The following is a 13,491-nucleotide window of genomic DNA, read 5'->3' as shown; positions in this document are numbered from 1 at the left end:
TTAAAAAAAAGTAAATACAATAAATCTTAAAAAAATGAAAAAAGCAATTATCCTAAGCGCATTGGCGCTCACCCTGTGCGGTATAAAAGCCAAAGCACAAACCGGCGAACAGGCCGAAACACCCGTAAAAAAGGGCAATGAATGGCAGATGCCCAAAGATGTGTTGATGCGCTCGAAAAAATTTGCCGACGGGCTTAAACAATCTTTGAGTTTAGACGATGCAACCACAAAAAAAGTATTCAACGCCTATTTAGGCAACACCAAATCTGTTGATGAAATTAAAGTAGCACAGGTTAGCGAGAAAGAAAAGAAAGATAAACTGGCAGCAAATCAGCAGGAGTTTTTAAAAACGTTGCAAGGAATTTTAACGCCTGCCCAATATGCTATGTACCTGCAACAAAAAAAACAATAACCCGATATGGAAAGTGCAGCCCCTCATTTTACCGAGCGGCTGCATATATATCACTTATTAATTATCGTCGGATATTGGAAGATAACACGTATGAATCGGAGTAAACCGGTTTAAAAGCCAGGAGCTAATTCGGCTCCTTTTTCGATCATTTGTGATCAACAAAGCAATGATCAGTCATATTGATGGCAACCGGGTATTTGTAAAACAAAAAGAAATTCCAATAGCAAATAATTACCGCGAAGCATTTTTTACCGAAATAGGTATGTGATTTTTACCATCACCTATATCAATAACAGGCATGTCCACCTCAACTTGCTGGGCTGGTATTAAAAAATACTGAAAAATCCCCCCGAAACTAACCCTAAAACCTTAGCAGCTACCCCAATATCACCCTAAAAGATGATTTTTTACCAACTGTGCGCAAGGTAGCTTTGACGCTTGAAGGGATACTTATATCTCATCGTAAAAAAATAGCTATCAAACAATACCGTCATAAACACCTACCTATTATGAAATCACCTTTACTTTTATCGCGCAACACGTTCTCACAAACCAGCTTTGCTGCAAAATCATTAGTCATTTTGGTTTTCCTCGTCAGTTTTGGCAACTACCTTTACGCAGGTATTAAACTTGTAAACGACAGGAATAAAAAAACGGTTGTTGTTTCATCAAAGTTGCCTGTTATGGTAGGAGCCCCAACTATAAGTTATGGTGGTGCCAAAACTTATATTGCAGGTACTGCAATAGCACCATTAACCCCAAAAGCAACAGGGATAGCGCCACTGTCGTATAGTAACACCCCCCTGGTATTAGGGTCAGGCTTAACCAGTCTGCGAGGAATAGCGGTCGACCAGGCCCGAAATGTTTATATAACAGACAATGCCGCTGGCCTGGTAAAGAAAATTCCAGCAGCAGGCGGAGCCGCGGTAACTATCGGTTCGGGCTTTGTTCACCCACATGCATTAGCTGTTGATGCCCTGGGTAACGTATACGTGGCCGACACGAATTCTCCAAGTATAAAGATGATTCCGGCCGGTGGAGGTGCGGTGGTTTCGAAAGGCTCTGGCCTTGGTGCGCCGGAAGGTGTGGCACTTGACGCTTTGGGTAATATATATGTTGCCGATGGCGTAAGCGGCAAGGTAAAAATGATACCGGCTGTAGGTGGTCCGATTGTTACAGTTGGGCCTGTTTTTAACGGAATGACTACTATCGGAGCCGATGCCACAGGAAATGTTTACGTTGGTGATGATCAAGCACAATCTATCTATAAGATACCTGCCGGCGGGGGCGCTATTAGCACCGTAGCCACCGGTTTTGTAAGCCCAACAGCCATTATTGTTGATGGTGAGGGCAATGTTTATATAGGCGATGGAAATACAAACAGTGTAACCAGGATTCCGGTGAGTGGCAGTCCTGCCGTAGTTGCCAGCATGGGCCAGGGGATTGGAGAGGGCGTTGCCGTGGATGGCGGTGGTAATATTTATTTTGCCGACGGATTAAATAACGTTGTTAGAAAGATTACCGCAACCGGGGGCTTTCATATAAATGTGGCATTGCCATCTGGTTTAAAATTCGATGGTGCAACGGGTACAATTAGCGGCACACCAACAAAAGCGGGGCCGGCAAAAAATTATATTGTAGCTATCTGTAACAGCCTTGGAAGCGCTTCGGCTACTATAAATATTAAGATTAACGCACTTACCATTAGTTATAGCACTCCCCAGGTATTTACTGCAGGCGCGGCTATTTCAACAATAACGCCCGTCAGCAGTGGTGTTGGTGCGTCCGGGTTTGCACCCGAAGTTACTATTGCCGGCGGGATTGCAGGCCCGCGTGGTTTGGCTGTTGATGCTGCCGGAAATGTTTATGTTGCTGATTATGCCGGCGGCGTTGTAAAGGAAATTCCGGCAGGGGGCGGAGCCCCATTCCCAATCGGTTCGGGTTTTACACATCCGATGGGTGTAGCTGTTGATGCTGCGGGAAATGTTTACGTGGTGGATTTAGGAAGCTCCGGTGTAACAAAGATACCTCCGGGTTTCGGTGTTCAGTCGGTAATTGGTTCAGGCCTTACCAACCCTTACCAGGTAGCCATTGATGCTGCGGGTAACATTTATGTAGCAGATACGGGGAATAGTGCAATAAAGGAATTTCCTGCCAATGGCGGCCCGGCAATAACTTTACTTACCGTAAACGGTTTGCAAAGCGTTGCCGTTGATGCTGCCGGCAATGTTTATGCCGGTAGTATTAACACCCATAATATATATAAAATTCCGGCCGGTGGCGGGGCTAACATAATATACGGCGCTAATTTTTCAGCGCCAACAGCAATGGCATTAGATACAGAAGGTAATCTATTTATAACCGACGGCAATGCTAACCTTGTAAAAGAGATTCCTGCCGGCGGCGGTGCACCGGTTATAGTAATTACCCTTGGCCCCGGCAGCATGGAAGGGATAGCGGCAGGAGGCGACGGAACCGTGTACGTATCGGATTATAGCAACAGTAATGTAAGTAAAAACAACCCAACCGGCGGCTATCATATAAGCCAGGCTTTGCCCGCTGGCTTATTATTTAATGGGGTAACGGGCAGTATTAGCGGTACACCTACCACACCAAGCCCTGCAACAAACTATGTTGTTACAGCTTTTAATGCCAGCGGCAGCGGTTCGGCAACCATAAGCATTGCTGTAAATGCGCTCACCATTAGCTATGCGGGTCCTCAAATATATACAACGGCTACTGCTATTGCGCCGCTTGGACCAGTAGTGAGTGGTGTGGCCCCGATAGCATACAGTAATACTACCACAAACATCGGTTTCGGATTCAACGCGCCACATGGCGTAGCTATAGATCCTGCTGGCAATATTTATATAGCCGATTACGGCAATAACCTGGTGAAGAAAATACCTGCAGGCGGAGGCCCTGTGGTTTCGTTGGGGACCGGCCTCAGCGGCCCGACAGCAGTATCGTTTGATAGCCTGGGTAATATTTATGTTGCTGATTATAACAGTGGCACCATAAAAGAAATATTTGCGAACGGAGGCGCTACAAGTGTAATAGCCAGCGGATTTAATCATCCAACAGGGGTAGTGTTTACAGGGGGCGACCTATATGTAGCCGACAATGGTAATAACAAGATAAAAAAAGTGGACCATGCAACTGGTACTACGATAGACCTGGGTACATACCCAAATCCGCTTAGTATTGCGTTAGATGCTGCCGGGAATGTGTACTTTGGTGAAGGCGGTAACGGTGTAATTTATAAAATACCAGTTGGCGGCGGGCAGCCTTTTATTATTGTGTCGGGGCTTACAGCTCCGCATAGTATTGCAGTAGATGCTGCCGGTAATTTATTTGTTGCGGATGGTAATTTGAGTAATCTAAAAGAAATACCTGTTAATACCAATAGTATAGTTCCGTTGAGTAAAACTTTTAGCCTTCCTAGTGGGGTAGCTATTGATCCAACCGGTAATTTATACGTAGTCGACACTTTTAACAGCACGGTAAACAAAATAAAGCCAGTTGGAGGCTATAGCATTAATGCATTACCGGCCGGGCTCATGTTTGATAACGCAACCGGTATCATCAGCGGTACACCCACCAAAGCCTTGCCAGCTACAGACTATATTGTCACCGGGTACAATAGTTTTGGAAGCAATTCCACCCCGGTAAATATAAAAGTATTTGATCTTACGGCGCCGGTTGTTCACTATCAAGTTCCGGTACCTTACATTGTTAATATACCAATTACCCCTGTTGTGCCGCAAAGTACAGGCGTTGCCGCGCTGGGTTATAGCACAATTCCTGCGATACAATACTCAAATTTGAAAAATCCAATTGGTGTAGCGGTTGATATCAAAGGAGCCACTTACGTAGCCGATGCTGGAAACAACGCGGTGAAAAGAACCTTTGCAAACAATGTTGCAACGATAGGTACCGGCTTTAACCACCCAACCGGCGTGGCAGTTGATGCGGTCGGCAATGTGTTTGTGGCCGACCAGGGTAACAATGCCGTAAAGGTAATCCTGAAAGTAACTGCGGCCACTAACATCATAGGCTCCGGATTTAGCAGTCCAACCGGTGTTGCGGTTGATACTTATGGTAACGTTTATGTTGCTGATAAAGGGAATGATGCTGTAAAGAAAATTCCATTTGGCGGGGGCGCGCCTGTTATTATAGGTTCGGGTTTTAGCCAGCCAACAGATGTGGATATTGATTCACTTGGCAATGTTTACGTGGCCGATGCAGGTAACAATGCGGTTAAAATGATACCTGCGGGTGGCGGTGCCACGGTATTACTGGGTACCGGTTTTAGCAACCCTAACAGCATCCATGTAGATGCTTCCGGAAATGTTTATGTGGCTGATACCGGTAACAATACAATAGAGATGATCCCGGCAGGCGGCGGGCTGCCCATTATTATCAGCACATCGGTTATTCGCCCGCTTGGCATAGCTGTGGATGGTGCCGGGATTGTATATCTCACTGATGACACGTACAGTATTGTTAAAGTAATTAAACCGGTTGGGGGGTATTATATTTCACCAACATTACCCAAAGGTTTGAGTTTCAATAACACAACAGGTAGTATAAGTGGCACACCGCTGGCCGGCAGCCCGGTAACCGGTTATTACCTAACCGCTTATAATTATACCAGTGGTGTAACCAATACTGTACCCATGCAGGTTAACCTGTTTCCGCCACCTACGGTTAGTTATAATATACCTCCTCCTTTTACAAAAAATATAGCTATTGCGCCACTGGTGCCAGTAAGCACAAACGTTGGCTCGGTGAGTTATGATAGTAACGCCTTAAGTATAGGTGCAGGGTTTAATTTACCTTCCGGTGTGGCTGTTGATAACGCGGGCAACGTATATGTAGCCGATAAGGGAAGCGGCACTGTTGACAAAATTCAAAAGAATGGTGGTGGTACGATAAGCATAGGTTCGGGCATTACTGACCCGACCGGGGTAGCAGTTGATGGTGCAGGTAATGTGTTTGTGGCGGACGGCGCTGGCATGGTGTTTAAAATCCCGATAGGAGGTGGCGCAACAACGTCCATAGGGTCGGGTTTTAGCAGCCCATCGGCCGTAGTGGTCGATTCTTTAGGCAATGTATTTGTGGCTGACAACGGAAATAATACGGTGAAGAAAATTCCCGCAGGCAGTAATACACCTGTCGTTATAATGTCAGGTTTAACCAGCGCGACGGGGGTAGCAATAGATATTGCCGGAAATATATATGTCGCAGACCCGACCAGTGGTACAATAAAAAAGATACCGGTTGGCGGCGGAGCGCCGATTACCATTGGATCAGGTTTTAATCAACCGATTAGCGTTGCAGTTGATGCCGGGGGAAATGTGTACGTTGGCGATTTCAATAACAATGCAGTAAAAATAATTCCGGCAGATGGCAGCGCACCATATGCAATTGGTTCAGGGTTTAGTCATCCTTATGGAGTAGCGGTTGACGGTGCCGGGAATGTATATACCGCAGATTATCAAAACAATTTGGTAAAGAAAATACTGCCAAATGGTGGATTCTTCGTAGGCCCGGGGCTGCCGGCGGGCTTAAACTTCGACAATAATACGGGCATAATAAGCGGTACTCCTATAGCGCTACGGGCTGCAACAAATTATACAGTTACCGCTTATAATATATATGGTAATGCTTCGGCAATAGTTAACATGGCGGTTAATCTTATCCCGCCTCCGACAATTAGCTACGCCAGTCCGCAGGTGTATGCAGGTGGTAGCAATATTGCACCACTTGGTCCGGTGGTTAATGGCACAGTTACAGCGCCAGGGTTTAGCAATAATCCCGTTAATTCATCAGGTGTGGTTGGATCTCCAATCGCTGTAGCGATTGACGGTGCCGGGAATACATTTGTGGCAGATCAGGGCGGTAAAATACTGAAGGTTCCTGCAAATGGCGGACCTTCTATAGCGGTAGGCTCCGGATTTAACGTTGTTCAGGGCGTGGCTGTCGATGCTGCCGGCAATATTTATTTAACTGAAATATCCAGCAGTGGATTAACAAAGATTCCCGCAGGAGGCGGCTCGCCGGTATTTACCAATTATGGTTTTACAAACCCATATGGACTGGCAATAGATGCTAAAGGGAATATTTATGTGGCAGAAACAAGTGCAGGTTCGGTATACGAAATTCCTTTCAATACTGGGATTCCGGTAATTTTAACTAGCGGATTAGGTAGTGCCACCGCCATTGCGGTAGATGCCGCCGGAAACGTGTATGTAGCCTGTACCGGACTTAATGCCATAAAAAAAATACCGGCTAATGGCGGGGCTGCAACAACTATTGCTACAGGTTTTAACTCTCCTTATGGCGTAGCTGTCGATAATTTTAATAATGTTTACGTAGCTGATTTTGATAATGTCATTAAAGAAATACCTGCCGCGGGTGGTGGAACTGTTATTATAGGTACAGGTTTTAATAATCCTACAGGGCTAGCGTTTGATGTTGGCGGCAACATATTTGTAGCCGATCATGGCAGTGGACTAATTAAAAAGGTAAAAAGAGTTGGTGGGTACTATGTAAGTCCTGCATTACCTGTAGGACTAATTATTGATGAATTAACGGGCGTGGTAAGTGGTGTTCCGGCAAAAATAACTCCGTCTGCTAACTATCAAATAACGGCGTATAATGGAAGTGGCGGTGGGGCTGCAACTGTTAATATTACAGTACTTTCTCCCCCGCAACCTCCTTCTATAAGTTATCCAACACCTAATGTATACACTACAGGTATGCAAGTAACACTTACGCCTGTAAACACAGGCGGGCCGGTACCGGCAACAGTATACGGGCAAATAACAACACAAGCGGGCAGCGGGGTTTCTAGTTCAACCAATGGCACAGGTGCGGCCGCCAGCTTTGCCAAACCCATAGCAATAGGCACTGACGCAGCCGGCAACAGTTATGTGGCCGATTATACCGGTAACCAAATCAGGAAGATTACTCCGGCCGGTGTAGTTACCACTCTTGCGGGCAGCGGCGTAGCTGGCGCAGCCAACGGCACCGGCGCAGCGGCCACGTTCAGCAACCCGGCCGGGATAGCAGTTGACGGGGCAGGCAACGTATATGTAGGCGACGGTACAAATAATCTTATCAGGAAAATAACCCCTGGCGGCGTAGTGACCACGTTTGCCGGCAGCACAGCCGGGGCAGTAAATGGCACAGGTGTGGCAGCCAAGTTTCACACCCCCAGAGGGCTGACCTTTGATGCTTCGGGCAATTTGTACGTGGCCGACTATAGCAATAATCTTATTCGTAAAATAACCCCTGCCGGCGTGGTGACTACCTTTGCAGGCAGTGGGGTAGCAGGCGCCGTAAATGGCACAGGAACAGCAGCCAGTTTCAACGGGCCATTCTCGATTGACATAGACGCATCGGGTAATCTGTATGTAGCTGACAGCGGTAACAACCTGATCAGAATAATAACCCCGGCAGGTGTAGTGGGTACCTGTGCAGGCAGCGGAGCAGCAGGGGCATTAAACGGCACGGGTATAGGAGCCAGCTTCAGCACACCATTCGGCGTAGCTGTAGATGCAGGCGGCAACGTTTATGTGGCCGATGGTGCCAATAACTTAATCCGGAAAATCACCCCGGCGGGCTTAGTCTCTACCTATGCAGGCAGCGGCGTTGCAGGCTCTGTTAACGGTACCAGCACCGCTGCACGTTTCAGCAGCCCACATGGCATTGCCATAGACAAAGCAGGAAACATGTATGTGGCAGATTATGGTACCAACCTTATACGCAAAGCTATCACTACTGGCTATATTATTAATGCAGCCTTGCCTGCCGGACTTAGTTTCGATGCCACCACCGGCGTTATCAGCGGCACGCCGACAGCAGCAATAGCGGCCACCAATTACACGATAACGGCTTATAATGCCGATGGCAACAGCACGACAACGATCAACATAAAAGTAACTCCTCCGCAAGTTCCCCAACCCCCGGTGATTAGTTATAACACACCTAATATTTATGCGGCCGGCAGCCCGGTAAGCCTCGCGCCCGTCAATACCGGTGGACCAGTGCCGGCAACAATTTATGGTCAGGTCACTACGTTTGCCGGTAATGGCGCCATAGGCTCAGCCAACGGCACAGGGGTAGCCGCCAGTTTTGCCAAACCGATAGCAATAGCAACAGACGCAAATGGCAACAGCTACGTAGCCGACTATACCGGCAATCAAATCCGAAAGATTACCCTTGCCGGTGTAGTTACCACTCTGGCGGGCAGCGGCGCAGCCGGAGCAACTAACGGGACGGGCGCAGCGGCCACATTCAGTAACCCCGCCGGGGTAGCAGTTGACGGTTCAGGCAATATTTATATTGGCGATGGTACAAACAACCTGGTACGCAAGATAACCCCCGGTGGCGTAGTCAGTACATTTGCAGGCAGCGGCGCAGCAGGCTCAATAAATGGCACAGGTACGGCAGCGAAGTTCCATACCCCGCGTGGCCTGGTCTTTGATGCCTCGGGTAATCTTTACGTAGCCGATTACAGCAACAACCTGATCAGAAAAATAACAGCAGCCGGAGTGGTGAGTACGTTTGCAGGCAGTGGCGTAGCTGGTGCTGTAAATGGTACGGGTATTGCAGCCAGCTTCAACGGTCCGTTCTCAATAGATATAGACGCATCAGGTAACCTTTACGTAGCCGATAGTGGCAATAACCTAATCAGGAAAATAACCCCTGCCGCCGTGGTAACCACGTTTGCCGGCAGCGGCGCAGCCGGAGCAGTAAATGGCACAGGCACGGCGGCCAGTTTCAGTGGCCCGTTCGGGGTAGCTGCAGATACGGGTGGCAATATTTATATAGCCGACGGGACAAATAACCTGATCAGGAAGATCACACCCGCAGGAGTTGTCACTACTTATGCAGGTAGTGGTTCGGTAGGTTCAGTAAACGGTACCGGCGCAGCCGCACGTTTTAGCAATCCGCATGGCATCGCGATAGATAAAGCAGGGAATATGTATGTAGCAGACTACGGGGGCAACCTTATACGCAAAACTGTCATCACCGGCTATACCATCAGCGCAAACCTACCGGCAGGTTTAACGTTCGACGGCACCACCGGCATAATCACAGGTACACCCACCTCGGCCAGTGCATCCACAAATTACACGGTAGCTGCCTATAATGCCGATGGCAACAACAGCACCGTGGTAAATATTATGATAAATGTACCCCAGCCGCTACAGCCGCCGGTTATTAGCTACACCACGCCTCATACTTACTCAACCGGCAGCCCGATAGCAACACTATATCCCATAAGTACAGGCGGGCTTGTTCCGGCAGCTATCTATGGTCAAATAAGCACACAGGCAGGTAGCGGCGTTTCGGGTTCAACCAATGGCACAGGGGCAGCAGCCAGCTTTGCCAAACCGATAGCAGTAGGCACAGATGCCGGCGGCAACAGCTATGTAGCCGACTATACCGGTAACCAAATCAGGAAGGTTACATCTGCAGGTGTGGTTACCACCATTGCAGGTAGCGGGGTTGCAGGTGCAGCCAATGGCACAGGTGCAGCGGCCACGTTCACTAATCCTGCCGGAATAGCGGTAGACGGGGCCGGCAACGTATATGTAGGCGATGGCGGTAATAACCTTATCCGTAAGATAACCCCGGCTGGCGTGGTGACCACCTTTGCCGGCAGCACCGCCGGGGCAGTAAATGGCACAGGCATAGCGGCAAAATTCCATACCCCAAGGGGGCTGGCGTTTGATGCTTCGGGTAATCTTTATGTAGCTGACTACAGCAATAACCTTATTCGTAAGATAACCCCGGCAGGCGTAGTGACTACCTTCGCAGGTAACGGGGCAGCAGGGGCAGTAAACGGAACAGGCACGGCAGCCAGTTTCAGCGGACCATTTTCGCTCGATATAGACGCAGCTGGTAACCTTTATGTGGCCGACAGCGGCAATAACCTCATCCGCAAGATAACTCCTGCTGGATTAGTGTCCACCCTCGCAGGCAGTGGGGCAGCAAGTGCCGTAAACGGAACGGGTACGGCTGCCACTTTCAACACACCATTTGGTGTCGCAGTAGATGCTGGAGGCAATGTTTATGTAGCCGATGGTACCAACAACTTAATCAGGAAAATTACACCGGCGGGCATAGTAACAACTTTTGCAGGCAGCGGAATCGCAGGCTCCATTAATGGAATCGGCACGGCAGCTCGTTTGAGTAGCCCGCATGGCATTGCTATTGACAAGGCAGGAAATCTGTACGTAGCCGACTATGGCACCAACCTGGTGCGCAAAGCTATTGCTACCGGCTATACCATCAATCCGGCATTACCTGCCGGGTTAACGTTTAACGTTCCCACGGGTGCTATCAGCGGTACACCGACAGTGGCAGTAGCAGCCACCGACTACCTCATTACTGCCTATAACTCAGATGGTAATGATGTAGCGACGGTAAACATAACCACCACCACCACGCCGGGCTTTGCAGCCAAAGTGGACGAAACACCGCTTGATACTGGTGCACCTATTGTAAAACAGGGCATATCGCCAAATGGTGACGGCATAGGTGATGTGCTGGAGATAACCAATATCGGCAACTATCCGGAAAATACCTTCCAGGTGATGAATCGCAGCGGTATGCTTGTGTACACCGTAAGAGGATATGATAATGTATCGCGGGTATTTAGTGGGCAGTCGAACATAAACGGTAAGCCGCTACAGGCAGGTACCTACTTTTATCAGTTGGAGTACGGCGACAAGGGTAAACTTATTCGCAAAACAGGATACATCTTATTAAAATACTAAAGGTAATTAATTAGGGAGAATGACACACCCGGTCCCGTTTCGGCGGGGCCGCGGTGCTGTCTTCAAAGACTGGGTTTGTACGCGTTGTTGTAGTATATAATATTATTTAATATTAAAAAAATAGGGCAACAAATTATTTTAATAAAATAGTAGATTTAGGGAAAATGTAATTCCTAAATATTTCACCATGCGTTTTTCTAAAATTGTCTTTATTGTTTTAATGGTTTTTTCGGCAAAGCTTTTTGCACAAAGCCCGGCCATTGATAGTTTGAAGAAGGTGATAGCAACCCATAAAAATACAGAGGAAGAATGTATAAGTATGAACAGGCTTTCGAGTGCGCTGACGAGGTACGATATGAATGCCGCCAAGAATTATTCCTATAAGGTACTAAAACTAGCACCAAGGTTTAATCTTCCCCGGCTTTTAAATAATGCGTACTGTCAACTTGTAACTATTTATTTCAATACAGGTATGATTGATAGTTCAAGATTTTGTTTAAACGAGGCGAAATCACTCGCAGATGCTGCACCATCAAATAGCACGGACGGGTTAAAAATGAAAATGAACTATCATGGAGCCGCCGGATTGTTTTATAAAATGGAAGGTAACTATAAGCTGGCGATGTTTCATATGCTAAGTGCGCTCGATATTGCTACAAAAATGGACCCTTCGCAGGCAGCCATTGAGTCGGCGGCCGGCCAGTCACTAAACGTTGGCAATACCTATATTAGTCTTGGCGATTTTAAGAAGGCATTAACGTACCATTTGAAATCCTTGAACCTTTTTTTGAAAATTGGCAACCAAAAAGGTGAAGCTTTTTGCTACCAGGGAATCGCTAACGATTTTACCGAACTGCATCTTTATAAGCAAGCATTGCCGTATGCGTTAAAATCGCAGGCATTGAAGAAAACCATTGCTGATAAACGGGGCGCTGTGACCGCAATCTTTAGTCTCGGCGTTATTTACCATGGCCTTAAAAATTATAAAGAGGCGCTTGCTGAATTAAATACCGCACTACAGCTTGACCAGGAGATGAATATTTTGACAGAGCAACCCAATATTTTACGGGAGATTGCAAACACTTATGTGGATATGAATATGCCAAAAGATGCGATATCATATCTTGTTAAAGCAAAATTAGTTGCTTCTAAATCGGGCGATAATTCGGCAATTGCAGCAATTGATGCAAAAATTGTTTTTTTACAATCAGACTACAGGGAAAAAAAGAAGGCCGAGGAAAAAATGTTGAACGATATTGCGGTGGCAATTAAACATGGAGATAAAAACCAGGAACTGAATAGTTACAAGTACCTTTCAAAATTTTACTCCGGTCAAAAAGATTTTGAAAAAGCGTTAACCTATAACGAAAAATACCATAAAACGGTTGATAGCGTGCAGAATAACGAACTAACGCTGCAGGTAAAAAAACTGGAAGAACAATCTGTAGTGGATCGCAAAGAACGGGAAATTGTAATGCTAAAAAAAGATCAAAAAATAAGCCGGGCCTATTTTGAGAAACAACAAGCACTCAAATATTCGGCAATAACGGTTTCAGCGCTCGTATTGCTGGTTATTGTTTTAGCGGCCTACCGTACCCGCACTATGCAAAAGGCTAAGGCTATTATCGAGATGGATAAAATGCGCACCTCAATTGCACGGGATTTGCATGACGACATTGGGTCGAGGTTAACCAATATCCAGTTTTTAACTGAGTTGATTAAAAATCCTGCTATAGGCGGGCGCACTGAAAAAGACCATTTGACAGACATCCGCGAAGAATTACTTGCATCGACAGAAGCGCTTGATGAGATTGTTTGGAACATGAAAACAAAACCTGACGATCAGGGTACGTTACAGGTGAGAATGAGGCGGTACGCCGGCGATATATTTGACAGTAACAATATGGATTACCACATGAATGTTGAGGAAGGCTTTTCGGACCAGTCATTATCGCACGAAAAGCAAAGGGATATCTTTTTAATATTCAGGGAGATTTTAAATAATATACGGAAGCACGCATTTGCCGGGTATGTATCAATAAACCTAAAGGCAAACAAAGATCAACTTTGCCTCGAGATTAAAGATGACGGAAAAGGCTTTGACCCTGCCACGATAAATAAGGGCCGGAACGGGCTGCAAAATATTAAGAGCAGGGTTGAAAAATGGAACGGCAATTTGGTGATTACTTCAGAAAACGGGACATTTTTCAGCGTATCTATCCCTGTTCAAAAGAAGTGGCCGGCAAAATATGATATTTTTCAAAAGGGATAACCTAACAAATA

3 protein-coding genes are annotated in these 13,491 nt (G+C 46.8%); all 3 read left to right on the top strand.

The window, feature by feature from the left end:
- The first annotated feature begins 34 nt into the window (after window positions 1-34).
- The 3 genes from Q0R52_RS08025 (at window position 35) to Q0R52_RS08015 (ending at window position 13,480) form a co-directional block, all read left to right on the top strand.
- Window positions 35-412, top strand: a complete 378-nt coding sequence (locus Q0R52_RS08025) for a hypothetical protein (protein WP_295793776.1) — start codon at window positions 35-37, stop codon at window positions 410-412.
- Between the two features lie 509 nt (window positions 413-921).
- On the top strand, window positions 922-11,208 hold the full coding sequence (locus Q0R52_RS08020) for a putative Ig domain-containing protein (RefSeq protein ID WP_295793774.1): 10,287 nt from the start codon (window positions 922-924) through the stop codon (window positions 11,206-11,208).
- 187 nt (window positions 11,209-11,395) lie between these two features.
- Window positions 11,396-13,480 (top strand): tetratricopeptide repeat-containing sensor histidine kinase, encoded by a 2,085-nt coding sequence (locus Q0R52_RS08015; protein ID WP_295793771.1) that lies wholly within the window; start codon window positions 11,396-11,398, stop codon window positions 13,478-13,480.
- The last annotated feature ends 11 nt before the right edge of the window (window positions 13,481-13,491 follow it).

The sequence above is a fragment of the Mucilaginibacter sp. genome, assembly GCF_025359345.1.
Taxonomy (GTDB): Bacteria; Bacteroidota; Bacteroidia; order Sphingobacteriales; family Sphingobacteriaceae; genus Mucilaginibacter.
This window is presented reverse-complemented; position numbering and strand designations above follow the sequence as displayed.

What these genes read in the sequence shown, in the direction of transcription:
- Q0R52_RS08025 (WP_295793776.1), top strand. Translation starts at nt 35, where the DNA reads ATGAAAAAAGCAATTATCCTAAGCGCATTGGCGCTCACCCTGTGCGGT.
- Q0R52_RS08020 (WP_295793774.1), top strand. Translation starts at nt 922, where the DNA reads ATGAAATCACCTTTACTTTTATCGCGCAACACGTTCTCACAAACCAGC.
- Q0R52_RS08015 (WP_295793771.1), top strand. Translation starts at nt 11,396, where the DNA reads ATGCGTTTTTCTAAAATTGTCTTTATTGTTTTAATGGTTTTTTCGGCA.